The 25,395-nt window shown below is 65.2% G+C and carries 23 protein-coding genes; 10 read left to right on the top strand and 13 right to left on the bottom strand.

Features of this window, described 5'->3' with window-relative positions; genetic code table 11:
- The gene (locus KXD98_RS23135) at positions 1–1,125 is read right to left on the bottom strand and encodes an acyl-CoA dehydrogenase family protein (protein WP_260765366.1); all 1,125 of its coding nucleotides are present in this window, start codon (positions 1,123–1,125) and stop codon (positions 1–3) included.
- Positions 1,126–1,127: 2 nt separating this feature from the next.
- Positions 1,128–2,657, bottom strand: coding sequence for a 3-((3aS,4S,7aS)-7a-methyl-1,5-dioxo-octahydro-1H-inden-4-yl)propanoate--CoA ligase FadD3 (gene fadD3, locus KXD98_RS23130; RefSeq protein ID WP_260760667.1), 1,530 nt, complete (start codon positions 2,655–2,657; stop codon positions 1,128–1,130).
- 58 nt (positions 2,658–2,715) lie between these two features.
- Here fadD3 and ipdE1 point away from each other — a divergent pair, with 58 nt between their 5' ends.
- The 4 genes from ipdE1 to fadA6 are packed head-to-tail and all read left to right on the top strand — an operon-like array spanning position 2,716 to position 6,437.
- Positions 2,716–3,864, top strand: a complete 1,149-nt coding sequence (ipdE1, locus tag KXD98_RS23125) for an acyl-CoA dehydrogenase IpdE1 (protein ID WP_260760666.1) — start codon at positions 2,716–2,718, stop codon at positions 3,862–3,864.
- A complete protein-coding gene (gene ipdF, locus KXD98_RS23120) occupies positions 3,864–4,655 on the top strand; it encodes a (5R,7aS)-5-hydroxy-7a-methyl-1-oxo-2,3,5,6,7,7a-hexahydro-1H-indene-carboxyl-CoA reductase (protein WP_260760665.1) in 792 nt (263 codons plus the stop codon). Before ipdE1 ends, ipdF begins: the two co-directional genes overlap by 1 nt.
- Positions 4,652–5,293 (top strand): TetR family transcriptional regulator KstR2, encoded by a 642-nt coding sequence (kstR2, locus tag KXD98_RS23115; protein ID WP_260760664.1) that lies wholly within the window; start codon positions 4,652–4,654, stop codon positions 5,291–5,293. Before ipdF ends, kstR2 begins: the two co-directional genes overlap by 4 nt.
- On the top strand, positions 5,286–6,437 hold the full coding sequence (gene fadA6 / locus KXD98_RS23110; RefSeq protein ID WP_260760662.1) for a steroid 3-ketoacyl-CoA thiolase FadA6: 1,152 nt from the start codon (positions 5,286–5,288) through the stop codon (positions 6,435–6,437). Before kstR2 ends, fadA6 begins: the two co-directional genes overlap by 8 nt.
- Here fadA6 and KXD98_RS23105 read toward each other — a convergent pair.
- Both KXD98_RS23105 and KXD98_RS23100 read right to left on the bottom strand, forming a co-directional pair.
- Positions 6,418–9,120, bottom strand: a complete 2,703-nt coding sequence (locus tag KXD98_RS23105) for a molybdopterin cofactor-binding domain-containing protein (RefSeq protein ID WP_260760660.1) — start codon at positions 9,118–9,120, stop codon at positions 6,418–6,420. The genes fadA6 and KXD98_RS23105 overlap by 20 nt on opposite strands.
- Positions 9,117–9,938 (bottom strand): xanthine dehydrogenase family protein subunit M, encoded by an 822-nt coding sequence (locus tag KXD98_RS23100; protein ID WP_260760658.1) that lies wholly within the window; start codon positions 9,936–9,938, stop codon positions 9,117–9,119. The genes KXD98_RS23105 and KXD98_RS23100 overlap by 4 nt, the downstream gene beginning before the upstream one ends.
- A gap of 83 nt (positions 9,939–10,021) precedes the next feature.
- Here KXD98_RS23100 and KXD98_RS23095 point away from each other — a divergent pair, with 83 nt between their 5' ends.
- Complete coding sequence (locus KXD98_RS23095) at positions 10,022–11,380, top strand: guanine deaminase (RefSeq protein WP_260760656.1); 1,359 nt, start codon at positions 10,022–10,024, stop codon at positions 11,378–11,380.
- Here KXD98_RS23095 and hpxO read toward each other — a convergent pair.
- The 4 genes from hpxO to KXD98_RS23075 are packed head-to-tail and all read right to left on the bottom strand — an operon-like array spanning position 11,358 to position 15,254.
- Positions 11,358–12,530, bottom strand: coding sequence for an FAD-dependent urate hydroxylase HpxO (gene hpxO, locus KXD98_RS23090; RefSeq protein WP_260760654.1), 1,173 nt, complete (start codon positions 12,528–12,530; stop codon positions 11,358–11,360). The genes KXD98_RS23095 and hpxO overlap by 23 nt on opposite strands.
- A gap of 5 nt (positions 12,531–12,535) precedes the next feature.
- Positions 12,536–12,853, bottom strand: a complete 318-nt coding sequence (uraH, locus tag KXD98_RS23085) for a hydroxyisourate hydrolase (RefSeq protein ID WP_260760653.1) — start codon at positions 12,851–12,853, stop codon at positions 12,536–12,538.
- Positions 12,850–13,305 (bottom strand): 2-oxo-4-hydroxy-4-carboxy-5-ureidoimidazoline decarboxylase, encoded by a 456-nt coding sequence (gene uraD / locus KXD98_RS23080; RefSeq protein ID WP_260765365.1) that lies wholly within the window; start codon positions 13,303–13,305, stop codon positions 12,850–12,852. Before uraD ends, uraH begins: the two co-directional genes overlap by 4 nt.
- A 47-nt stretch (positions 13,306–13,352) precedes the next feature.
- Positions 13,353–15,254 carry a solute carrier family 23 protein gene (locus KXD98_RS23075; protein ID WP_260760651.1) on the bottom strand — a complete coding sequence of 634 codons (1,902 nt, stop codon included), beginning with the start codon at positions 15,252–15,254 and terminating at the stop codon, positions 13,353–13,355.
- A gap of 361 nt (positions 15,255–15,615) precedes the next feature.
- On the opposite strand from KXD98_RS23075, the gene ectA reads away from it, so the two are divergent.
- From ectA to KXD98_RS23050, 5 genes are all read left to right on the top strand, one after another.
- Positions 15,616–16,179: a diaminobutyrate acetyltransferase gene (ectA, locus tag KXD98_RS23070; protein WP_260765364.1), complete on the top strand. Its 564-nt coding sequence runs from the start codon at positions 15,616–15,618 to the stop codon at positions 16,177–16,179.
- 18 nt (positions 16,180–16,197) lie between these two features.
- Positions 16,198–17,487, top strand: a complete 1,290-nt coding sequence (gene ectB / locus KXD98_RS23065) for a diaminobutyrate--2-oxoglutarate transaminase (protein WP_260760649.1) — start codon at positions 16,198–16,200, stop codon at positions 17,485–17,487.
- Between the two features lie 36 nt (positions 17,488–17,523).
- On the top strand, positions 17,524–17,916 hold the full coding sequence (locus tag KXD98_RS23060) for an ectoine synthase (protein WP_260760648.1): 393 nt from the start codon (positions 17,524–17,526) through the stop codon (positions 17,914–17,916).
- Complete coding sequence (thpD, locus tag KXD98_RS23055) at positions 17,913–18,818, top strand: ectoine hydroxylase (protein ID WP_260760647.1); 906 nt, start codon at positions 17,913–17,915, stop codon at positions 18,816–18,818. The genes KXD98_RS23060 and thpD overlap by 4 nt, the downstream gene beginning before the upstream one ends.
- 96 nt (positions 18,819–18,914) lie before the next feature.
- Entirely contained in the window at positions 18,915–20,651 is a 1,737-nt protein-coding gene (locus KXD98_RS23050; protein ID WP_396881886.1) for a hypothetical protein, read from the top strand.
- Between the two features lies 1 nt (position 20,652).
- On the opposite strand, the gene KXD98_RS23045 is transcribed toward KXD98_RS23050, so the two are convergent.
- The 5 genes from KXD98_RS23045 to echA20 form a co-directional block, all read right to left on the bottom strand.
- Positions 20,653–21,765: an NDMA-dependent alcohol dehydrogenase gene (locus tag KXD98_RS23045; RefSeq protein WP_260760646.1), complete on the bottom strand. Its 1,113-nt coding sequence runs from the start codon at positions 21,763–21,765 to the stop codon at positions 20,653–20,655.
- Between the two features lie 131 nt (positions 21,766–21,896).
- Entirely contained in the window at positions 21,897–22,970 is a 1,074-nt protein-coding gene (ipdC, locus tag KXD98_RS23040; protein WP_260760645.1) for a (3aS,4S,5R,7aS)-5-hydroxy-7a-methyl-1-oxo-octahydro-1H-indene-4-carboxyl-CoA dehydrogenase, read from the bottom strand.
- Positions 22,971–22,972: 2 nt separating this feature from the next.
- Positions 22,973–23,722, bottom strand: a complete 750-nt coding sequence (ipdB, locus tag KXD98_RS23035) for a cholesterol ring-cleaving hydrolase subunit IpdB (protein WP_260760644.1) — start codon at positions 23,720–23,722, stop codon at positions 22,973–22,975.
- Positions 23,719–24,597, bottom strand: a complete 879-nt coding sequence (gene ipdA / locus KXD98_RS23030; protein WP_260760643.1) for a cholesterol ring-cleaving hydrolase subunit IpdA — start codon at positions 24,595–24,597, stop codon at positions 23,719–23,721. Before ipdA ends, ipdB begins: the two co-directional genes overlap by 4 nt.
- The gene (echA20, locus tag KXD98_RS23025) at positions 24,594–25,349 is read right to left on the bottom strand and encodes a (7aS)-7a-methyl-1,5-dioxo-2,3,5,6,7,7a-hexahydro-1H-indene-carboxyl-CoA hydrolase (RefSeq protein ID WP_260760642.1); all 756 of its coding nucleotides are present in this window, start codon (positions 25,347–25,349) and stop codon (positions 24,594–24,596) included. The genes ipdA and echA20 overlap by 4 nt, the downstream gene beginning before the upstream one ends.
- Positions 25,350–25,395 lie beyond the last annotated feature (46 nt).

Raw genomic sequence — 25,395 nt, 5'->3', positions numbered from 1 at the left:
CTACTTTCGGGGCAGGCCCAGCAGCCGCTCGGCGATGATGTTGCGCTGGATCTCGTTGGTCCCGGCGTAGATCGGCCCGCCGAGTGCGAACAGCAGGCCCTCGGTGACCGAATCGACGAGTTCGCCGTCGGCGCCGCGCAGATCCAGCGCTGTTTGGTGCAGTGCGACATCAAGGTCGGACCAGAACACTTTGGTGATCGACGACTCGGCGCCGAGCTCACCCCCACCCGCCACGCGGGTCACGGTGCCGAACGTGTGCAGCCGGTAGGCCTGAGCCTTGATCCAGCCATCGGCGACCCTATCGACGAATGCCGGGTCAGGGTTGTCCTTCCACTGGGCGACAAGGCGTTCAGCGGGGGCGAGGAATCGCGCCGGGCTGCGCAGCGACATGCCGCGCTCATTGCTCGACGTGCTCATCGCCGCCCGCCAGCCGTCGTGTGCGCTGCCGATGACGTCGTGATCGGGGACGAACACGTCGTCGAGGAAGATCTCTCCGAATCCGGTGTCGCCGCCGAGCTGGGCAATGGGCCGCACGGTGACCCCGTCGGCCTTGAGGTCGAACATGAAGTAGGTCAGGCCCTTATGGCGCTGCGCTTGCGGGTCTGAGCGGAACAGGCCGAACGCCCGCTCGCCGAACACCGCTCGCGAACTCCAGATCTTCTGCCCGTTGAGCAGCCAGCCGCCGTCGGTCTTGGTCGCCGTCGACCGCAGCGAGGCCAGGTCGCTGCCGGACTCCGGTTCCGACCATGCCTGCGCCCAAATCTCCTCACCGCTGGCCATTTTGGGAAGGATTCGGTCAAGCTGCTCCTCGGTTCCATGCGCGAACAGCGTTGGCGCCAGCATCGAGGTGCCGTTGGCGCTGGCCCGGCCCGGCGCGCCGGCGCGGAAGTATTCCTCCTCGTAGACGATCCACTGCAGGAGCGAGGCGTCGCGTCCGCCGTAGCGCTGCGGCCAGGTGATCACCGACAGCCCGGCATCGAAGAGCACCTTGTCCCACTGGCGGTGCTGTTCGAAGCCCTCAGCGGTGTCGTAGGACTTCGTCGGGAACGCGTCCTTGTTGGCGGCGAAAAAGTCGCGCACCTCGGCCTGGAACTCGCAGGTGGCATCGTCGAAGGTCAGGTCCACGATCAAGCCCTCTCACTGTGTTGACGCAGCACGGGCTTGACCACCTTGCCGCCGGGATTGCGCGGGAGTGCATCGAGGAATTCGACGCTGCGCGGGATCTTGAAGTTCGCGAGATGTTGGCGCGTGTAATCGATCACGGTCTTCTCGTCGAGTTGGGCGCCGGGCAGCGCGACGACGAATGCCTTGCCGACTTCGCCGAGCCGTGGGTCGGCAACCCCGATCACAGCGGCTTCGGCAACCCCGTCCAGGCGGGCGAGGACCTGTTCGATCTCGGCGGGATAAACGTTGAATCCGCCGCAGATGTACATGTCCTTGAGCCGGTCGGTGATCTTCAGGTTGCCCGCGTCGTCGAGTTCCCCCACGTCTCCGGTGTGCAGCCAGCCTTGCTCGTCGATCGCGGCCGCGGTGGCCTCGGGGTCGTCGAGGTAGCCGAGCATCACGTTCGGCCCGCGCAGCAACACCTCGCCCTGGTCTCCGATTCTCAGTTCGAAGTCGGCGATCGGGCGTCCCGAGGTGGTTGCGACGGTGACCGCATCGTCGTCGGCGCGGCACATCGTCCCGAAACCTGCTGCCTCGGTGAGTCCGTAGGCCGTCAGCACGACGTCGATGTCGAGTTCGTCCTGCATCCGTTCGATCAGCACGACCGGGATCGTGGCGGCGCCGGTCACGGCGAAACGCAATGAGCTCAGGTCGTATTCACTGCGCTTGGGGTGGTCGAGCAGGGTCTGGTAGATCGTCGGCGGGCCCGGGAGCACGGTGATGCCGTGGTCTTGCACAGCGCGCATCGTCTTCTCCGGGTCGAAGGTCAGCTCCGGGAACAGGGTGGCGCCGGTCTGCAGGCAGGCCAGAATTCCGGCCTTGTAGCCGAAGTTGTGAAAGAACGGGTTGATGCACAGGTAGCGGTCGGTGGCCGAGACCCGACCGCATGCCGCCCAGGCCGCCGAGGCGTCCAGTGACTGCCGATGCGCGCAGCGCACCCCCTTGCTGCGACCGGTGGTGCCGGAGGTGAACAGGATGTCGGAGACGTCGTCGTCGGTGACCGCCGAGGCGCGTTCGTCGACCGCCGAGAGGTCGGCGCCCCGACTGACGAACTCGTCCCAGGTGCCGTCGTCGCGGTCCACCGGTATCCGGATGACGTGGCGCAGCGCGGGCAGCGCGGCGCGGTCGACCGCGGCGGCTTTGTCCGACCCGAGGAACTCGCCGGAGGCGAACAGCAGCGGAGCCGCGGTGCGGGCCAGGATGTCGTCGGCCTCGCTCGGCGTGTAGCGGGTGTTGAGCGGTACGAGGACCCCGCCGGCGTGGTGGATGGCCAGGCTCGCGACCACCCAGTGCCAGGTATTCGGCGACCAGATCGCGACCCGGTCACCCGCCGCGATGCCCAGATCGATCAATGCTGCGGCGGCGCGACGCACCTCGGTGTGCAATTCGGCATAGGTCAGGGTCCGCGCAGAGGTCACAACGGCCGCGTGGTCGGGGAACTCGCGCGCGATGCGGTCCAGAACCGCGGGGGTGGTCCGCGCGGCGATCGTCATCGATGCTCCTCTAGGGATCGGCTACCCAAGCAAGTGCTTGGTAGGCTACCCTACAGGGGTGATAGAGGTCCAGGAGTTCAGGGCTGAGGTCCGCGACTGGCTCGCCGAGAATCTGGTCGGTGACTATGCCGCGTTGAAGGGCCTCGGTGGCCCCGGACGCGAGCACGAGGCGTTCGAAGAGCGGCTGGCGTGGAATCGTCATCTGGCCGCCGCCGGGCTGACCTGTCTGGGATGGCCGGAGGAACACGGCGGCCGTGGTTTGTCGGTTGCGCACCGCGTCGCGTTCTACGAGGAGTACGCCAAGGCCAACGCCCCCGACAAGGTCAACCATCTCGGCGAGGAACTGCTCGGCCCGACGCTGATCGCGTACGGCACTGCCGAGCAGCAGCAGCGCTTCCTGCCCAAGATCCTCGACGTCACCGAACTGTGGTCGCAGGGCTACTCCGAGCCGGGAGCCGGCAGTGACCTGGCCAACGTGTCGACCACCGCAGTCCTCGACGGTGAGCAGTGGATCATCAATGGGCAGAAGGTGTGGACGTCGCTGGCGCACTGGGCCCAGTGGTGCTTCGTGGTGGCGCGCACCGAGAAGGGCTCCAAACGCCATGCCGGGCTGTCCTACCTGCTGGTCCCGCTGGACCAGCCTGGCGTCGAGATCCGCCCGATCATCCAGCTGACCGGCGATTCGGAGTTCAACGAGGTCTTCTTCACCGACGCCCGCACCGACGCCGACCTGGTGGTCGGTGCACCCGGTGACGGATGGAAAGTCGCCATGGGAACGCTGACCTTCGAGCGCGGAGTCTCCACCCTCGGTCAGCAGATTCGTTATGCGCGTGAGCATTCCAACCTGGTGGAACTGGCCAAGCGCACCGGCGCCGCCGCAGACCCGCTGATCCGCGAGCGATTGACGCGCTCGTGGGCCGGGCTCAAGACGATGCGATCGTATGCGCTGGCCACCATGGATGTGGAGCAGCCGGGGATGGATAACGTGTCGAAGTTGTTGTGGGCCAACTGGCATCGTGAACTAGGGGAGATCGCGATGGATGTCGAAGGGATGGCCGGGCTGAGCTTGCCCGACGGCGAGTTCGACGAGTGGCAGCGGTTGTACCTGTTCTCCCGCTCGGACACCATCTACGGTGGCTCCAACGAGATTCAGCGCAACATCATCGCCGAGCGCGTGCTCGGCTTGCCCCGGGAGGCCCGACCCTGATGACCGATCTTTCCGTCGCGCCCGCCGAGATCGAGGGCCACGGCCTTCTCAAGGGCAAGGTTGTGCTGGTGACCGCCGCCGCCGGCACCGGCATCGGGTCCACGACGGCCCGCCGTGCGCTGCTCGAGGGTGCCGACATCGTCATCTCCGACTACCACGAGCGCCGGCTCACGCAGACCCGCGACGAACTCAGCGCGCTCGGTCTCGGCAAGGTCGACTCGGTGGTCTGTGATGTCACATCCACCGAGGCGGTCGATGCGTTGATCACCCAGACCGTCCAAAAGGCCGGACGCATCGACGTTCTGGTCAACAACGCCGGTCTGGGTGGGCAGACTCCGGTCGTCGACATGACCGATGACGAGTGGGATCGTGTGCTCAACGTGACGCTGACGTCGGTGATGAGAGCGACCCGCGCCGCGTTGCGGTACTTCCGTGATGCCCCCCACGGTGGGGTGATCGTCAACAATGCCAGCGTGCTGGGCTGGCGCGCGCAGCATTCCCAATCGCATTACGCCGCAGCCAAAGCCGGCGTGATGGCGCTGACCCGGTGCAGCGCGATCGAGGCCGTCGACTTCGGGGTGCGGATCAACGCGGTCTCGCCCAGCATCGCGCGACACAAGTTCCTGGAGAAGACGAGCAGCTCTGAGCTTCTCGACCGGCTGGCCGAAGGGGAAGCATTCGGTCGGGCAGCCGAACCCTGGGAGGTTGCGGCCACCATCGCGTTCCTGGCCAGTGACTATTCCAGTTATCTGACCGGAGAAGTGATCTCGGTGTCGAGCCAACACCCATGAGTGGGCAGCGCCCGGCCCAGGCGGCCGCCACCCCGGCCATCACCCGCCGCGACGAACTACTCGCACTCGCCGCGACGATGTTCGCCGAGCGCGGGTTGCGGGCCACCACCGTGCGCGACATCGCCGACTCGGCCGGCATCCTGTCGGGCAGCCTCTACCACCACTTCTCGTCGAAAGAGGCGATGGTCGACGAGGTCCTGCGCAACTTCCTGGACTGGCTGTTCGAGCGCTACCAGCAGATCATCGACACCGAATCCAACCCGCTGGAGCGTCTCAAGGGTCTCTTCATGGCCTCTTTCGAGGCGATCGAGACCCGCCACTCCGAGGTGGTGATCTACCAGGACGAGGCCAAGCGGCTGTCTTCTCAGGAACGCTTCGGCTACGTCGAGGAGCGCAACAAGGAGCAGCGCAAGATGTGGGTCGACGTACTGACCCAGGGCATCACCGAGGGCTATTTTCGACCCGATGTCGACGTCGACCTGGTGTACCGATTCATCCGTGACACCACATGGGTCTCGGTCCGCTGGTATCAGCCGGGTGGGCCGCTGACCGCCCAGCAGGTGGGCCAGCAATACCTCTCGATCGTCCTCGGCGGGATAACCGCCGGACCAACAAGCAAGGAGAACACCCATGGCTGAGGCGTATGTCATCGACGCTGTACGTACCGCGATCGGCAAGCGCAACGGATCGCTGGCCGGTGTGCACCCGGTGGATCTCGGAGCGCATGGATGGCGTGGCCTGTTCGCCCGCAACGACGTCGATCCGGGCGCGGTGGACGACGTCATCGCCGGCTGTGTCGACGCGATCGGCCCGCAGGCCGGCAATATCGCGCGGTTGTCCTGGCTGGCCGCCGGTTACCCCGAAGAGGTGCCCGGCGTCACCGTGGACCGGCAGTGCGGGTCCAGCCAGCAGGCCATCTCGTTCGGCGCCCAGGCGATCCTGTCCGGCACCGCCGACCTGATCGTGGCGGGCGGCATGCAGAACATGAGCCAGATCCCGATCAGTTCGGCGATGACCGTCGCCGAACAGTTCGGGTTCACCTCACCGACAAACGAATCCAAGAGCTGGCTGCATCGCTACGGCGACCAGGAGATCTCGCAGTTCCGCGGCGCAGAGCTGATCGCCGAAAAGTGGGACATCTCGCGCGAGGACATGGAGCAGTTCGCGCTGACCAGCCATCAGCGAGCACAGGCGGCAATCCGCGCCGGACATTTCGAGAACGAGATCATTGCGGTGGACGGCTTCTGCATCGACGAGGGCCCGCGGGACACCTCGCTGGAGAAGATGGCCGGTTTGAAGACCCTGGTCGACGGTGGTCGCCTGACCGCGGCAATGGCGAGCCAGATCTCGGACGGCGCGAGTGCCGTGCTGCTGGCGTCCGAGCAGGCCGTGAAGACTCATAATCTCAAGCCGCGCGCCCGGATTCATCACATCAGCGCCCGCGGTGCCGATCCGGTGTTCATGCTCACCGGCCCCATCCCGGCCACTCGCTACGCGTTGGACAAGGCCGGTCTGTCGATCGATGACATCGACACCGTCGAGATCAACGAGGCTTTCGCTCCGGTGGTTCAGGCCTGGCTCAAGGAGACCAAGGCCGACCCGGAAAAGGTCAATCCCAGCGGCGGCGCGATCGCACTCGGGCACCCGCTCGGAGCCACCGGCGCGAAACTGTTCGCCACGATGCTCAACACGCTCGAGCGCACTGGCGGGCGCTACGGCCTGCAGACGATGTGTGAAGGCGGCGGAACCGCCAACGTCACCATCATCGAGCGGCTCGGGTGATCGCGCGCCAGACTCGGGCCGGAGTCATGGGTAGCTGATCCAAGCGCGCGCCACAGGCCCGTGCGATGGCATTGGCCAGTGCCGGAGCCACCGGATTGTACGGAGATTCGCTCATCGACTTGGCGCCCAGGGGGCCGAGCTCATCGTAGGTCTCGGCGAAGTAGATCTCGGTGACCGGGACGTCGGCAAGTTGGGGGATGTGATAGTCCCGTAGCGTCCGGGTGGTAACGAGACCGCCCGTGTCGATCTGGATCTCCTCGTAGAGGGCCGATCCGATCGCCTGGGCGACACCGCCTTCCACCTGGCCGCGGCATTGTTGGGGGTTCAGCACGACACCGGCGTCAGCGGCATGCACCGACTGCAGGATGCGTACTTCTCCAGTCCGGGGATTCACCGCGACCCGGAATGCGTGCACGTTGAACGCCACCGACCGCGGTGTGCCGTCGCCCATCGCGCGTGCTGTCATCGGAGTTGGCAGCGATCCGAAGTCGACCAATTGCTGGCCGCACTGGACTCCGTTGCGGTTCAAGGAGCATTTCGACACCGGCGTCCCGGTCAGCTCGGCCGCCGCAGCAAGTAGCGCCTGTCGTAACTGCCGGCTGGCCAGCTGGGTCGCTCGTCCGGCCACAACCGTACCCGCCGATCCGAACGCGCCGGTGTCGTAACCAGATGTCGCCGTGTCGGATTGGCGAACGACGACGCGGTCGCTGCCGGTGCCCAGTTCGTGAGCGGCCAGTTGCACGTGCACGGTGGTGGTGCCGTTTCCGAACTCGGCAGTCCCGACGTCGAGGGTGTAAACACCGTCTGCGTCGACCGAGACGGCCGCATCGGTGAAGTGCCCACGCGGTGGGATCGTCGCGATCATCGCCGCCGCCATCCCCTCGCCGACCCGCCATCCCCGCGGTGCGCTCACCCCGTTGCCCTGTTGCAACGCCGATTCGGCGAGGTCCAGACACTGGTCCAGGCCGTAACTGCCGAATGTCAGATCGTCGTCGAGCACATGGGAGTCGACGAACGGATCGCCGGGGACCACGACATTGCGGCGCCGGAACTCGAACGGGTTGATGCCGAGCCTGGTGGCCAGCTCGTCGATCGCCGACTCCACCGCAAACGCGATCTGGCCGAGGCCATATCCGCGGAAGGCGCCGGAGGGCAGGTTGTTGGTGTACACCGCCTGGGCGTCCACCCGTTTGTTCGGGATGCGGTACAGCGCGATCGACTCTCCGCAACCGTGGAACATCACCCCCGGACTGTGGTTGCCGTAGGCCCCCGCGTCGACAAGAACGTCGACGGCCAGTGCGGTGAGAACACCGTCTGCGTCCGCGGCCGCTGCGACATCGATGCGGAACGGGTGCCGGCACGGTGCCGTGGTGAACTCGTCGCTGCGACTGAATTCGTACCGCACCGGAGCTCCCAATCGAAGCACGGCCAGCGCGACCAGGTCCTCGGTGAGCATTTCCTGTTTACCCCCGAAGCCTCCACCGACGCGCTTGGTGAACACCCGGACTTCGTCGGTACCGAGACCGAAGATATGGCACAGTTCCTTTCGGACCAGGAACGGTACCTGCGAACTCGTCCGAATGACCAGGCGACCCGTATCGTCCCGCCACCCGGTGGCGCCGTGGGTTTCGAGATGCACATGGGCCACCCGATGGGTCTGCCAGCGCCCCCGGACCACGGCTCCACCCATGGCTCCGGTGCGCTCGAGTGTGGCGGCGACATCGCCGACCTCGCCGTGCAGTTCGGCGACCAGATTGCGGGACGGGTCGGCGATGCGCGACTGCGCATCCTTGTCCGCGTGCAGCAGCGGCGTTCCGGGTGCGCGAGCGGTCTCCGGGTCGAAGACGGCCGGCAGTTCTTCGAACTCGACGATGATCTGCCGGCAGGCATTCTCGGCCGCTGCCAGGGTTTCGGCGACGACTGCGGCAACTCGTTGCCCGACGAAACGCACAGTGGTGTCCAGTATCACCGTGTCGTCCGGGTCGTCGTCGCGTGACTCGTGGCGGGCGGTGGAGAACCGGACCGGAGGGCTGTCGCGATGGGTCAGTACCAGTCGGACACCGGGGATCAGCTCGGCGCGCGAGGTGTCGATGGACACGATTCTGGCGTGCGGGACTGGGCTCCCGAGGACGGCCATGTGCAGCAAGCCTGGTGGTGCATCGTCCATGGTGTACTGCTCGGTACCGGTGACGATACGAGTCCCGGCCGGGGCGCCGACGGAGCGCCCCACGTCGTTGCCGCTGGTCTTTTCGGTGTTGACGGTGCCATCGATGGCATCGGTGATGGCGCGGTAGCCGGTACACCGGCACAGGTTCCCCTTGAGCCGTGCGGGTAGATCCTCGTCTTTTCCGTCGGTCAGGGTTGCGACCGTGGTGACCATTCCCGAGGTGCAGAACCCACACTGGAATCCTGCTGCGTCGACGAAGCGGCGCTGCACAGGGTGCAGGTCCTCAGGTGTGCCGAGGCCGCAGACCGTGGTCACGGAGCGGCCCTGCACCCTGAACGCCGGAAAAATGCATGAATGCACTGCGTTGCCGTCGACGAGCACGGTGCAAGCGCCGCAATCGCCCGCGTCGCAACCCTTCTTGACCTCGAAGTGCCCGTGATCGCGCAGGAATGTGCGCAGGCATTGGCCCGGCCGGGGATCGTCCTGACGCGGGGTCCCGTTGACAGAGTACTTCAACTGAGCTCTTGCCTGACCTGCTCGGCCAGTACCAGCGTCACTGCCCGGCGCCAATCCGGATCGCCATGGGCATCGGAAGTCCACGCCTGCATCGGCAGTTCGGAAATTCGAACTTCCACTTCCTGCGCCGATGGCAGCTCCGGGAATCGGAACATGAAGGGCCGCACCGTCGCTGCAGTCACGCAAACGACGAACTCATGGTCATTGCGACGTCCGATCAGGACTGCCGAGGAGCGGCCGAGCCTCGACGGTGCGAGCTTGCGCAAGGCCGTTCGAGACCGTAAGGCCGCGGCGGGCAGGTGCACGGCACGTAGCAGGTCACCGGGGCCGAGCAGGGTGGTGGCCTGGCCGGTGACGAAGTCGGTGATCGGCAGCCGGTACTCCGAACCATCGCCCCGCCACACGGTGACGGTGGCGTCAAGTGCCGAACACAGCGAAATCATCGCTCCGGCGGGAAAAGCCAGACAGATGTTGCCCCCCACGGTTGCCGAGCCCCTGACCTTGAATGAAGCCAGGAGCGCGTCACAGCACTGGCCGAACAACGCTGCGGCCGACCAGTCTGGGCGGCTGGCCGGTAATCTCGTCGAGAGTGCCGCGATTTCGTCGATTGTGCACGTGGCCGCCAATTCCAGGCCCTCATCGGTCAGGGTGATCGATGGCCAGCCCAGCGCGGTGATGTCGATGAGCTGGGACACAGCCGGCTGCGGCTCGGAGAACAGCCAGGTCCCACCGGCCAGGATGGCGTCACCAGGCCTCAGCGGCCATACCTCATCGCGGCACGTAGGGATGCGCACCGCCTCGACGGTGTTGAGATCCATCTGACGAACTTAATCGGCGCAGATGCCTTGTGCAGGCCGAGCTATGGGATGCACGGGAAGGACAACGCTGTGACAATCGACAGATGCGCGTGTACCGCGGTCACCTGATTCATATCGGTGGTGCACCGGCGCTCGACGGTGCTCGTCATCACCTGGTGAACGTCCCCGACGGGGCACTGGCCGTCGACGAGTCCGGGACCATCGTGTTCAGTGGTACCTACGCGGCGCTTCCGGCCGAAGTGGCCGGCGCCGACCTGCTCGACTGCCGTCCGGGCTTTCTGCTGCCCGGATTCGTCGACACCCACATCCACTTTCCGCAAACCTACTGCCTGGATTCCTTTGGTGGCGGCCAGTTGTTGGACTGGCTGCAACGCTGCATCTTTCCTGCCGAGTCGCGGCTTTCTGACCCCGAGGTCGCGCGTGCCGCGGCCAACGACTTCTGTGACCGGCGCATCGCGGTGGGAACGACCACGGCACTGGTGTTCGGTTCGGCGTTTCCACAGGCGCAGGATGCCTTGTACGAATCGTCACTCCAGGCCGGGCTGCGGACGATCTCCGGGCGCGGTATCCAGACTGTCGGACCTGCAGCTGCCCAGCCGCTGCTGACCGATGATGACATGGCAATTGAGTTGACCCGCAGCGAGATCGAACGATGGCATGGCGCGCAGCACGGTCTCATCCAGGTCGCCGTGGTCCCGCGTTTTGCATTGTCGGTGACCGAACATTCGTTGCACGCCATCGGTGAGCTCTATCAATCCGCCCGGGCTGACGGTGTCTACTTCCACACCCACCTGTCGGAGAGTGTGAGCGAAATCCACGCAGTGCAGGCCGCATTCAATGTGCAGAGCTATCTGGACACCTACGACGGGCGTTGCTCCGGCGGGGGCGCGTCCCTATTGGGGCGACGCAGCGTGCTCGCACATGCCGTGCACTGTAGTGATCGCGAACTGTCCCGGATGGCCGAAACCGGCACCTCGATCGCGCACTGTCCGACGTCGCAACTGTTCCTCGGCTCGGGCACCATGCCGTGGCGACGGACCACCTCCAGTGGGGTGAATGTGGCCTTGGGCACCGACGTGGCCGCAGGTGACGAGTGGCTCATCCCTCGGGTGCTCAACGACTGCTTCAAGGTCCACATCAGCGAGCCGGAGTCCCAAGCGCTGTCCATACCGCCTGCCGAACTGCTGTTCACCGCCACTCTGGCGGGCGCGCGTGCCCTGGACATCGAAGACCGCGTGGGCAACCTCGACATCGGAAAGGAAGCCGATTTCGTGGTCATCACACCCCAGCGTCAGCCGCTGCTGTCCGAACTGCTGGCCGATATCGATCCGCAGGACGGTGAGCGGATGTTGTTCACCCTGTTGATGGGAATGCGGGAAGCTGCCGTGGACCAGACCTACGTCCGCGGCCGACGACTGGTCAGTCAAATGTCGCAGGAGTGAGCGGACCGCCCATGATGTTGCTGACGATTCCTCGGATGACGTTGGTGCCGTCTTCTTTTCGTAGTTCCTCGTACCATTGGGCGGTGACCCGTGGGTCCTTGGCGTGGGTGACGTCGCAGCGCTTGCGGGCGCGCAGCACCAGGTCGGCAGCCCGCTGGGTGCGAGCGGCCTGGTAGGCAGCCAGGGCGGCCTGCGGTTCGCCGGGATGGTCTCGGATCGCCCACTGTAGGGCGATGGCATCTTCCATGGCTGAGCATCCCCCTTGCCCGATGTCGGGGGTGGTGTTGTGTGCGGCATCCCCCAGCAGGGCAACGCGTCCCCGCACCCAGGTGTGGAACGGGTCGAGGTCGAGAATTTCCACCCGGTTCGTGGTGTGCGGGTCCAACGTGTCGATCAGTGTCTGGACACCGGCTGCCCAGCCGGTGAAGTGCTTGCGCAACACGTCGCGGGCACTGCCCTTCTGGAAGGGTGTGCCCTCGGGCTCGACCACGTCGAAGAAGAAGTAGAACCGGTCGTCGGATACCGGCATCACCGAAACCCGTTTGCCGTCACCGACGTAAGTCGTCCACTCGGTGGCCGGACCGATCGCGTCGTTGACCGGTACCAGGCCGTTGAAGTTGGCGTAGCCGGCGTACCGCCGCGTCACCGAGGTGCCCAGGACGTACTCGCGGGTGATCGAACTTGCCCCGTCGGCGCCGATGATCAGGTCGGCGGTCACTGAGGTGCCGTCGGCGAAGGTGGCGGTGGCCGTGTCGGCACCGCAGGACACATCCACCATCTTCTTGCCGAAGGTGATGTCGTCGACTCCGTAGGCCTGCATCAGCATCAGCTGTAGCTCGGCCCGCGCGATCGGGTACGGACGCTGACCCACCTGGTCGATCAACGGCTGCAGGGAGAACCGGCACATCGTCTGCCCGCTGCGGGCCTCGCGGTAGCTCATGGTGTCGACCATTCCGCCCAGACGTGCGGTCTGTTCCTTCAAGCCGAGGTAGTTCAGGCACTTGACGCCGTTCGACCACACCGAGATTGCGGCACCCACCGGCTTGTTCTCGGTGACCCGTTCGTACACGGCGGTGTCCACGCCGATTTGCCGCAGCGCGATCGCGGCACTCAGCCCACCCATTCCCGCGCCGATGATCGCTACCCGCACCGTGCTCAGCTCCCTCTGTAAGTGGAATACGCATAGGGCGACAGCAGAAGCGGGACGTGGTGGTGAACTGACGCGTCGGTGACCTCGAAGGTGATCGTCACCTCGGGATAGAACCCGCGGACGCCCTGGCGCGTGAAGTAACCACCGGTATCGAAGTGCAGCCGATAGATGCCGGCTGTCAGCTCGCCGCCCAGTGTGCCGACACGGCCGTCGGCGTCGGTGGTGCCGGCGGCCAGGTCGTTGCCGTCTACGGTCAACCGGACCATCACCCCCGATGCCGGCCGGCCGGTGGTCGCGTCGAGAACGTGCGTGGAAAGGCTCATGATGCAACTGTCTCATCGGTGAGCAGACGTTCGAGCCGGAGCCGGTTGATCTTGGCCAACTCGTTTCGCATGACCCGACGTTCGGTCTCGGGATCGTTGTCCAGCCGGTCGGTGAGTATGGCCAGCAGCTCATCAGCCGTCCTGCCGCTCGCACAAACCAGATAGACGTAGCCGAACATGTTCTCGTACTCCAGGTTACGGGCCGCCAATTGCGACTTGATCGACTCGTCGGCATCAGCGACCCGGGCCTGCTCGCGGGCCGACGAAGGATTGTCGACCCGGGCGCCGATGCGGGGGTGACCATCGAGGGCGGCGTCGATTTCGGCGTCGGGCAATTCGGCGAGCACCCGGTCGGCACGGTCGTAGAGGGCTTCGGCATCCCGGAACGGAGCCCCGACGAGAACCCGCCGAGCCCAGATCGGCGATGAGCACACCTCGTACAACAGGTGCATCCGCTGGCGATCGGAGAGAGCGTTGAATCCTACGAGACCGATGGCTTTCACGAAAGTTCGTTGAGCCTGCTGAAGCGCGCGGCCGCAATGGGATTGGCATCGGCGACCAGGTCACTGAACCGGTAGTTGGCGATCTTCGCGGCTTCGATGAGGGCGTATGCCCGCTCGGTGGCCGGGGGGTTGTCCATTCGGGCCCAGCCGTTGCGTAGCACCCGGTCGAAGCGCTCGGTCTCGCGCGCGCAGATGATCAGCGGGAAGCCGAAGTGCTCGCGATAGGCAGCCGCCAGGTTGACCACGTCCTGATGGTCCTGCTGGTCGAGGTTGCTCAACGCGACATGGTCGACCGCCAACGCCTGACCGGTCTCGTCCTCTGACCCCAGATCAGGGAAGGCGGCCAGCAGTTGGTTCTGTTGTTCTGAGGTGCCGGTCAGCAGCGCGTCCTGGAACGCCGCCCGCAGTGCCGCGGTATCAGCGAACGGACGCTGTTCGAATGCGCGGTCGGCAGCCCAGGTGACGCCTTGCACGACGTGCCCGAACACCTCGGTGAACCTTTCCTGCGTCATCGCGTTGACCTCATCGAGGGTGATCGACCCGCCGCCGGCAACACGGGGACCGCTGCGGCCGACATGGAAGAACAGCAGGTTCAGGCCTATCGCGGTGATCGCTCCGGTACTGATTCCGCTACCGAACAGGATGTCCAGACCGGCGGGCAGCGTCGTCGGAATCTGCGGGTAACCGGTGACCAGCAGCGCGAGCGCCAGACTGGTCGTCACGATGATGACGTTGCGGTGGTCGGTGAAGTCGACCTTGCCCAGCGTCTGAATACCGACTACGGCCACCGTCGCGAACAAGGTCAGTGCCGCGCCTCCGAGTACCGGACTCGGAATGGACGCGACCACAGCGGCCACTTTGGGCAGGAAGCCGAGCAGGATCATGATGACTCCGGCTGCGGCGACCACCCACCGGCTCTTCACCCCGGTGAGGCGAACCAGGCCGACGTTCTCGGAGAAGGCGGTGTAGGGGAACGAATTGAAGATGCCACCGATCACGGTGGCGACTCCATCGGCCCGCAGCACATTCCCGATATCGGAGGGGCGGACCCGTTTCCCGACGATCTCACCGGTGGCGATGGTGCTGCCGGTGGACTCGACCGCGATGATCATCATCACGATAATCATCGCGATGATCGCCAAGAGGTCGAACTTGGGCATGCCGAAGACGAATGGCGGGGTGAAACCGAACATCGACGCCTGACCGACCTGGTCGAAATCCATGTCACCCAGCGCGTAGGCGACCGCGCATCCGAGCACCAGGCCCAGCAGCACCGCAACGGTTGACATGAAGCCGCGGAAGAACCGCTGGATCGCGACGATCACCGCGATGGTGCCCAGTGCGTAGAGCACCCATCGCAGATTCGTCGGCTCGGGTTCATGTGTCGCGGGATTGGTCACCGCGTCCAATGCGCCGATCGGGATGAGGCACAGCCCGATGATGGTGATCAGTGTTCCGGTGACCACCGGAGGAAAGAACTTGAGAAGCCGGACGAACACCGGTGCGATCAGGAAGGTGAAGACGCCGGCGACTATCACCGCGCCATAGACATACAGCAGGCTCGCCGACCCGCCACCGTGGGCCAGACCGATCGCGATGATCGGAGCGACTCCGGCGAATGTCACGCCCTGCAACAGCGGAAGACGGACACCGACGTTCTTGAAGCCGACAGCCTGGATGATCGAAGCGATGCCGCAGGTGAAAAGGTCTGCGGTGATCAGCAGGACCAGTTCTTCACCGGTCAGACCGAGAGCATTGGCAATCAGAATCGGCACCAGCACCGCACCGGCATAGAACGCGACGACGTGCTGGAAGCCGTAGGTGGCCAGTTTGGGCAGCGGAAGGACCTCGTCAACGGGGTGCACGCGTTTGCGCTGACTCTTCGTAGGTGCCGACATGCGCTCAGGATCGGTCAGTACGTGTGTCATCCCGTGTCGTACACGTTGCGGCGGTGTTGCCGTTGTGACGGGCTCATCCGGCGCCGTGTCAAGCGTGATGTGAGTCACAGCAAAGAGACTATTTGGTAACGGAACGGTAACAACCTGAAAAGTTGCTGTGAGTGCCCCTGTCCTGCCGAGTGCGCAGTTGAGCGCGGTTTGGGGGCTGTGCTCAGCCGCGCCTCGGACGCTGCAGCGCCTTGCGCTGTCTGGGTTTGCCCGAATACGGTCGCCCTACCGATGACGTAACTGATGATGCACGGGAATTCTGTTCGGTGGTGATCTTGAAGTGGACGATGGTGATGCGCGGGTCGCCGATCTGATGCCGCGAACGTGGACAGTAGCCACCAAAAGCCCTGTCCAGCGCGCCAATTCGTGGCAGCGCTTTCTGCGTAGGCCCAAACCCAGCGATGCGATCGCGATGCGTGGTCTGGTCGTCGACACCGAGGTGCTCGACGTCAACTCGACATATACCTATTTGTTGATGGCCACTGACTTTGCCGGCACGTCGATCGTGGCCGACCGCGATGGTGAGTTGTGTGGCTTGATCACCGGCTACCACCCGCCGGCCCGGCCTGAGGTTCTGTTCGTCTGGCAGGTCGCCGTCGCACAATCCGCGCAGGGAACCGGATTGGCCAGCGTCATGCTCGACGCCCTGGTCGACTGGGTACGCCATGATCGGCACGGTCATCCCGTCACGGTGGAAGCCACCGTCGCCCCCGACAACACCGCGTCGCGGGCGTTCTTCGGGGCGTTCGCGCGCCGCCATGGAGTTCCCCTGATCGAGGAACCCCACTTCACTGCCGCGCAGCTGGATGCCGACCTGGCACATCCGGACGAGCCTCTTCTGCGTATCGGCCCGATCACCACCTCGAAAGCCGACTGACACCACCTGAAAGGACACATGTCAACGCCTGCAACGATTCTGCGACCCGACGAACCCGACCTCCCGGAGGTGTACAGCTCTGTTGAGTCCGAGGTCCGCAGTTATTGCCGAGGGTGGCCGACCACCATGGCATCGGCCCGGGGGTCCTGGATCACCGACGCGTCGGGCCGCCGCTACCTCGACTTCTTTGCCGGGGCCGGCGCGCTGAACTACGGGCACAACAACCCGATTCTGAAGAAGCCACTGATCGATTACCTGTCCAACGACATGATCGTGCACTCGCTCGACATGGCCACCGAGGCGAAAACACACTTCCTCGAAACGTTCGAGCGGCTGATCCTTCGGCCCCGCAACTTGGACTACAAGGTGCAGTTCCCGGGACCGACCGGCGCCAACTCGGTGGAGGCAGCGCTCAAACTTGCCCGCAAGGTCACCGGTCGGGAATCGATCATCAGCTTCACCAACGCATTTCACGGGATGACGCTGGGCGCACTGTCGGTCACCGGCAATTCGATGAAGCGCGCCGGCGCGGGCATCCCGCTGGTCCACGCGACACCGATGCCCTACGACAACTACTTCGGTGGCGTCACCGAGGACTTCCACTGGTTCGAGCGGGTGCTCGACGACTCCGGCAGCGGTCTGAATCGACCGGCGGCCGTCATCGTCGAAACCGTGCAGGGCGAAGGCGGTCTGAACGTCGCACGGGTGGAGTGGTTACGTGGCTTGGCTGAACTCTGTCAGCGGCGCGAAATCCTGTTGATCGTCGATGACGTCCAGATGGGATGCGGGCGAACGGGTCCGTTCTTCAGCTTCGAAGAGGCCGGCATCGTTCCCGACATCGTCACCCTGTCGAAGTCGATCAGCGGGTACGGACTTCCTATGGCGCTGACGCTGTTCCGGCGTGAGCTCGACGTCTGGGCACCCGGCGAACACAACGGGACCTTCCGGGGCCACAACCCGGCATTCGTCACCGCCGCAGCTGCTCTCGAAACATTCTGGGAAACAGCGACGTTCGTCGAGGACACGCTGGCCAAGGGCCGCCAGATCCGGGAACGGCTCGATCGCATCGCCGCGCAGTATCCCGGTGTCAGCTCACGCGGCAGGGGTATGGCCCAGGGCCTGAAGTTCGAGGATGCGCCACTGGCGGCAGCCGCCTGCTCGGCCGCGTTCGAACGCGGCGTACTGATGGAAACCAGCGGCCCATCCGACGAGGTCATCAAGCTGCTGCCCCCGCTGACCACGTCGGAAGAGGAGCTCGATTCCGGTATCGATATCCTCGCCGAGGCGATTGCGGCTACCGTCAGCTGACAGCGCCAAACAACGTAAGCGAAAGGAGGTGCAGACGTGATTGTCCGCACCACGGACGAGATCACCGGCACCGATCGTGATGTGGCCGCCAAGAACTGGAGATCCAAGAGGATCATCCTCGCTGACGACGGTGTCGGATTCTCTTTCCACGAGACCACGATCGACGCGAACTCGGTGAGCGAGTTTCACTATCAGCATCATGTGGAAGCCGTCTGGGTCGTGGAGGGCACCGGTACCTTGACCGACCTCGAGACCGGCCAGGATTACCCGCTGCGTGCCGGCACGATGTATCTGCTCAACGGCCACGAGCGGCACCGTGTCGCCTGTGACACCACGATGCGGATGTTGTGCGTGTTCAATCCTCCGGTCACCGGCCAGGAGGTGCACGACGAGAACGGCGCTTACCCCGCGGCGGTGCAAGTCAATTGACCTCCAGCGAGTTCACCGACCCGTATCCGACCCGGCTCGACCACCGGATTGAGCCCATCAGCCGCAGAGAACCGACGGTGTGGGGCACGCCGGGCAGCGGGCCACTCAACGACAACCAGTTGCTCACCATGGATACGTGCGGTTACCTGGTGTGTCCTGAAGCCGTCGAGTCGACGTGGTTGCCGACCTTGCAGTGCGAACTCGACCGGATCGCTGCTCGCGCGGACTCCGATGACCCTCGGATCGTGCGCGAACCCGGCGGCAGTGTCCGATCGGTGTTCGAGCCACACCTGTTCAGTGAGGTGATCTCCGAGGTCGTCACACTCGACACGGTGTTGCCGATCGCGCGCCAACTCCTGGGCAGCGACGTCTACCTTCATCAGGCCCGCATCAACCTGATGCCGGGCTTCACCGGCAGCGGCTTCTACTGGCACTCCGACTTCGAGACCTGGCATGCCGAGGACGGTATGCCGGAGATGCGTGCAGTGTCCTGCTCGATCGCGCTGACCGAGAACTTTTCGTTCAACGGTTCGCTGATGGTGATGCCCGGTTCGCACCAGGTGTTCTACCCCTGCGTCGGTGCCACGCCGCGGGACAACCACACGTCGTCATTGGTCAAGCAGGAGATCGGGGTGCCCGACCGCGCCACACTGACTGACGCTGCACACCGGTTCGGCATCGATCAGGTGACCGGACCCGCAGGAACGGCGCTGTGGTTCGACTGCAACATCATGCACGGATCTGGTTCGAACATCACGCCCTATCCGCGGTCGAACATCTTCCTGGTGTTCAACTCAGTCGAGAACCGTTTGACTGCACCGTATCGAGCGGAGCAGCCACGGCCCGAGTACCTAGCAGCGCGGACTTCGCAAGCCTTCAGCACGGCGGCCCTGGTTGGTTGATTGAAAACTGACACGCCCGTAAAGCAATAATCCGGGCGTTGGCTACCACCGTGGTTATTCTTGTCTGGCATCTCGAGTCGCCAGATAGGAGATGCCGTGCGGGCCAAGAAATGTCGGAAGGTCATGCCGGTCGGCGTCAGTATCGCCGCAACGGCGATCTGCGTGGGTCTCGTGGTGGCCCCGGTCAGCGGTCTGGCGCGGGCAGACCCCGCAAATGCGGGTTCGACGACCGCGCCGAGGACCGCTACGGAGTCCAGTCAGACGGCGGATCGAGGCCGTTCGGACGAACGAAGGGCGCGCCGCACCGAGTCGGCTACATCGATACCCTCGCTGCAGCCGGATCCCACGCTCGTCGAGGACACCGGGCCGCCGCCAGATGTTGTCGAGCCGGAAGCCGACCTGCCGGACCCAGACGAAATCGACGCGCCCCGGAGAGCCGATGCGCCCGCATCGGCGGTCGTCGATGATGTTGTCGCCGAGGCGGAGTCCTCGACGCTCGATCACCGTCCGGTCAGGCGCTCCTCGGTGCGACCGGATCCATCGGATAGACCGGCGCGGACGACCGAGGGGAGCACCGCGCGAGTCTGGCTGCCCACGATCCAGGCTTCGACGTCGCCTACCCCCGCCGCCGATGAGGACGCACCCCCCGAAGCGGCGACCTCCGCGGCGGTCGGGTTATCACAAGCCGCTGCACCGCAACCGCTTTCGCCGCTGGCCCAGCTGATCTCCCTGCCCGCCCGGCTGGCCAATGCGGTGTTTCAGTTCTTCGACTTGACCTCGTCGGCCAACAGGCCGCCGAGACCGAACGTCCTGCAACCGATCAACGACCTTCTCTTCGCCGCCTTCCGTGAGTTCGAACGTTTGCTGGGACTGCACCGGGTGCCACCGCCGCAGCCGGCGGCGCCTACGTTGACCTACACCGGTCCGACGACCAGGCTCACTCCGACGGTGGCCCAGTTCCTCAACGCATCCTCGGCCGCTTATGTGCTCGGTTCCACCCCGGGAGACTTGGTTCCGTTCACCGTCAACGGATTTCAGTTGTCGGCGGTCAATATGTTCACCGGTATGGTTGCCAAGACCTGGGTGACTCCCGAGCGGCAGCTGATCATCGCTTTCCAGGGCACCGCCGGCGGGTCGCATCTGCTGTTCAACTCACTCATCGCGATCGGTCAGGTGCTCGCCGACCTGCAGGTGATCTTCACGCGTACCACGCCGATGGCCTTCCATACCGCCGTGGGGTTTGCCGGGCGTGTGCAGGCGGCCGCGGCACTTCAGGGCTACACCTTCGACGACATCTTCGTCACCGGCCACTCGCTGGGAGGTTGGAAGGCGCAGTACGTCGCGCAGCAGACTGGTTTGGCCGGTATCGGATTCGAGGCGCCCGGTATGAGCACTCGGGTCCCCGGCAACGGTGTCGACTCGATGTTCGTCAATGTCGGAACCTACGGCAGCCCTGCGCCGTTTCTGTCGACCGATTTGCCCGGCCTGCAGCCGTTCATCCCGGGCTATCAACCGGGCGGGGGCCGTAAGCCGCACTTCGGTCCAATCGTGATGATCGGTGACCCCGGCGCGATGACACCGCTGTACAACGCCTCGGCTCTGTGGGGCAGCGGTCTGATCGGCAACGTGATCTTCCTGATCGATTTCGCGTTGAATTTCCTGCAGTACCATCTGCCGAGCGTGCAGGCCTACCACCTCGACGTCGTCCCGGACCCCGGCATCACGCCGTTCGTGGGCACCGCGCGGGGACCCATCCACACCGGGTACGGCACCTTGACGATTCCGCAGCTGATGAAGGCTGCCTCCGACGACGGAATCTTGTTCCGGCCGTGACTCAGTGGTCGTGCAGGACCACTCCGCGAATGTTGCGACCATTTCGCATGTCTTCGTAGCCCTCGTTGACCTCGGCAAGCTTGTATTCGTGGGTGACGGTCTCGTCGAGCAGCAGCCTGCCCTCGCGGTAGAGCGACAGCAGGCGCGGGATATCGGCGCGCGGATTGGCCTCACCGTAGAGACTGCCGAGCAGCCGCTTCTGGAACAACGTGAACATCATCATGCCCAGCGTCGGCTGGTTGTCTGCCATCGTCGACAGCGCGGTCATCACGACGGCGCCACCCTTACGGATGATGTTGGCCGCTTCCTCGAGCATCGAGCCCTCGAGCAGACCGACCGTCAGGATCGCCGAATCGGCCATCACTCCGCGGGTGAGGTCGGCCACCAGTGCAGTGGCTTCTTCCATCGATGTGGCGAAGTGGGTGGCGCCGAATCGGAAGGCCAACTCGCGCTTGGCTTCCACTGGTTCGACGACAACGATCTTCTCCGCGCCGGCCAGCCGGGCCCCCTGGATCGCCCCGCTTCCGATCCCGCCCAGTCCGATGACGACGACGGTGTCACCGGGAGACACGTCGGCGGTGTTGACCGCCGACCCCCATCCTGTCGTGACGCCACACCCCAGCAGGCAGGCCCGGGACAACGGGATGTCGTCGTCGATCTTGACGATGGATGCTTCGGGCACGGTGCCGTACTGCGAGAACGTCCCGACGAATGCCATCGCGCCGACGTTCTGGCCGCGCGCCCGGCGCCGGTAGGTGCCGTCGACCTGGGTGCCGGCCATGATCAGCGCGCCCAGGTCGCACAGGTTCTGGTGCCCGGTCGAGCAGAACCGGCACCGGCCGCAGGCCGGAAGGAACGACGCCACGACGTGGTCGCCGGGCGCCAGGCCGACGACGCCCGGGCCCACCTCGCGGATCACGCCGGCGCCTTCGTGGCCACCGATCAGCGGTAGCGGCGCCGGCAGGTCGCCGGTGCGGATGTGTTCATCGGAATGGCACAGGCCGGTGGCCTCCCAGGACACCAGCACCTCGCCGTCGGCGGGCGGATCAAGATCGATCTCCTCGACCGTCCAGTCGCCCCCGTACTCCCACAGAATCGCCGCGTTGGTCTTCATCGAGCCGAGTGTAGGAAGCCGGTGCACCGGCCGAGGCGAATCGGCGCGATCAGTTCAGCGCAAGCGTCAGACCGGCCATGGCGACCAGCCAGCTGGCGAAACTGTCAACCAGGAAGAAGAAGCTAGAGTCTTCACTCACTGATGGCCTGCGATGCCCTCTGCAGATGTTCGACGGCCTCGGCGACTATGGCGGGCACCAGCTCCGCGCACGACGGGAGATCCTCGATGATGCCGGCCACCTGGCCCGACGCCAGCACGCCGGCCTCGGTATTGCCCTCGACCAGGCCGGCCTTGAGCAGCATCGGGGTGTTGGCCGCCATCAGCACTTGCGACCACGTCAGGTCCTTGCCGTGGCGCATCGCCAGTCCGTCGGTGACCATCGATCTCCAGGTCATCCCGGACATCTTCTTGAATTTCTGGGCATTGACCACTGCGGCCGCGAAGCCCTTCACCGGAGAACCGCTCTCCAGCTTCTCCACCAGCCCGGTGCGAAGCACCCGGTGCGGCATGCCGTCGACCCGGGTCGACACCACCGTGCCGTCCAGCGCGGCCTGCAGGTACCGCCGCTTGACTGCATCGGGGACGGTGGAATCAGCCGTCAGCAGGAACCGGGTGCCCATGGCGACCCCGGCAGCCCCGTAGGACAACGCCGCTGCCAGCCCGCGGCCGTCGAAGAAACCCCCCGCCGCGATCACCGGCATGCCGGTGTCGGCCACCGCGTCCAGTACCGAGGGCAGCAGCAGTGTGGTGGCGATCGGCCCGGTATGACCACCGCCTTCGCCGCCCTGGACGATCACCGCATCGGCGCCCCAGCCTGCGACCTTCTTGGCGTGTTTGGCCAGTCCGACCGATGGGATCACGACCACCCCGGCTTCTTTGAGCTTGGCGATCAGATCGGGCTTGGGGGCCAGGGCGAAGGAGGCGACTTTGACTCCTTCGCGGATCAGGAGGTCGACGCGATCGTTCGCGTCGCCGGCGTCGGCGCGGATGTTGATGCCGAACGGCTTGTCGGTGGTGGCTTTGACCTTGGCGACAGCGGCCTTCAGCTCGTCGAGCGTCATCGTCGCCGAGGCGAGGATGCCCAGTCCGCCGGCATTGGAGGTGGCCGAGACCAGACGTGCACCGGCCACCCACCCCATACCGGTCTGCACGACCGGGTGTTCGATGCCGACGAGCTCGGTCAGGGCGGTCTTCAGGACGGCCATCGCTAAACCTTGACTTCTTTGTCGCGCAGCGCCTTCGGATCGATCTGCTCGCGCAGCAGCGTGAGCTCTTCGTCGGAGGGCAGCCGGGTGGTTTCGGCCTCGCCGAGCCCATGCACCTCAAACGAGGTGTTCTCGGTGACCTGGGCGGCTTCCACCCCGGGATGCAGCGAGACGGCCCGCATCTGGTGGTCGGGGCCGTTGAAGTCGAAGACTCCGAGGTTGGTCACCACGCGGTAGACGTTGACGAATCGAAACGCCGGGTTCTTCGGATCGACCTTGTCCCAGCCGATTCCGGAGACGACGTCGACGGCGTCTCCGAACACCCGCTTGGAGTGGTTGCCCACCCAGTAACTGGTGATGTGGTTGATGGTGTTGCCCGGAGCGCCCCGCACCCCGAACATCTGCCGGGTGGGCTGCTGCAGTGGGCCGAAAGCCGAGAGGTTCTGGTTGCCGTACCGGTCGATCTGGTTGGCGCCCATCACCACATGCCGCCGGCCCCAGCTCAGCGTCTCGAACACCCGGCCGAAAGGCATCCAGCCCTCGATGGCTGCCGGCGCCCCGATGGCCGGGGTATCGGCAATCAGCCGCGCCTCGCCGTCGGTCAGCAGAACGTCGGGGGAGAACGTCAACCGGGCCAGCCGCGCGCCGACCGACACGATCGTCGTCATCGGGCTGACCATGATCTCACCGGCGTCACGGAACAGTTCGGCGCACGCGACGGCGCACACCTCTGCGCGGGTGGGGGACGTCATGACTGCTGCTCCTTGAATCGGGCCACTGCGGCCTGGTATTCGGCCTCGCCACCGGACAAATACGTCCCGACGAACTCCGCCCAGGTCTCCTCTGAGCCGGCGGCCTCGGCGTAGTGGCGCTGGAACTTCTCGTCGCGCCGGTAATCCGGTTCGTTGGTGGTGAAGTGGGCCCCGTTGGGCGCTTCGACCACCGTGTCGACCATCATGCGGTTGACCAGCAGTGCTTGCGGCGGAACGGCTTTGACCAATTCCTCGGTCGACACCACTTTCTCCACCGACAGGTGGCGTTGTCGCGCAGCCATCAGATAGAGGTCGTCGAAGTACGGGTCGATGCCGGTGTAGGCCGCGTTGCCTTGCTTGTCACCGAGGTTGAGGTGCACGAACGCGGCGTCCAGGTTGAGCGCGGGCATCGCGACGAGCTCCTCGTAGCCGTCCCCGGTCGGATACGGGGATGTGACGGTCTTGAGCTCGTCTCCCCAGAACGTGCGGACGTCACTACCAAGTCCGGCGCGAATCGGCAGGAAAGGCAACCGCTGGGCGGCGGCCTGCAGACCGCATCGCAGCATGCCTTCGTCCATCTCGCGGGCCTCGATGCTGCCCGAGGTGCGGGCCTTGGCGAACCAGGGATCATAGAACGGCGGCGAATCCAGCGACACGAAGCCGTAATACACCCGCTTGACCTTGCCTGCCGAGCACAGCAGGCCCAGGTCGGGACCGCCGTAGGTGACCACCGTCAGATCGGTGACGTCGGTGCGCAGCAGCGCCCGCACGAAGGCCATCGGCTTGCGCCGCGAACCCCATCCACCGATGCCGATCGTCATCCCGCTGCGGATGCCGGCCACGGCTTCGTCGAGCGTGGTTGTCTTATTGCTCATTTGGTTCCCTTGTTGGTGCCTGCGAAGGCATCGCGGTGTTCGTCGGAGACACCGGCCAGGTTCAGCTCAAAGGTGAAACCCTGTTCCATCCGGTATCTCGCCGTGACGGGCTGGATGTCGATGAAGTTCAGTGCCTCCTTGGCCGCGCGGATCACCCGGGTGTCCTTGGTGGCGATGTCGCGGGCCACCCGTAGCGCTGCCTCGTCGAGATCGGCCCGCGGTACCACCTCGTGCACCGACCCGAAGTGATGCAGCGTGGCCGCATCGACGGTGGCGGCGGTGAAGAACAGCCGGCGCATCAGATGCTGCGGCACCAGCCGCGATAGATGGGTGGCTGCGCCGAGCGCGCCCCGCTCGACTTCGGGCAGGCCGAACTTCGCATCGTCGGAGGCGACGATGACATCGGAGTTGCCCGCCAACCCGATCCCACCACCGACGCAGAACCCGTTGACGGCCGCGACCACCGGGACCGCGCACTCGTAGACCGCCCGGAATGCCTCGTAACAGCCACGATTGGCGTCGATGAGCGCGGTGAAGCCTTCGGTGTTCTGCATCTCCTTGATGTCCACGCCGGCGTTGAATCCGCGACCCTCGGCGCGCAACACGACGACGTGGGTGGCCATGTCGCGGCCCGCGGCGGTGATCGCGTCGGCGAGTTCGAACCAGCCGCGCGAGGGAATGGCGTTGACGGGCGGATAGTCGACGGTGACCGAGACGATGCCGGGCTCGACGGTCTTGGTGCTGATGGTCATGCGGACTCCTGAGGGGGTGGCTACCTAAGCAAGCACTTGCTTGGTA

The sequence above is a fragment of the Mycobacterium sp. SMC-4 genome, from assembly GCF_025263265.1.
GTDB lineage: Bacteria > Actinomycetota > Actinomycetes > Mycobacteriales > Mycobacteriaceae > Mycobacterium.
The sequence above is the reverse complement of the archived record's forward strand: the minus strand, read 5'-3'. Positions and strand labels throughout refer to the sequence as shown.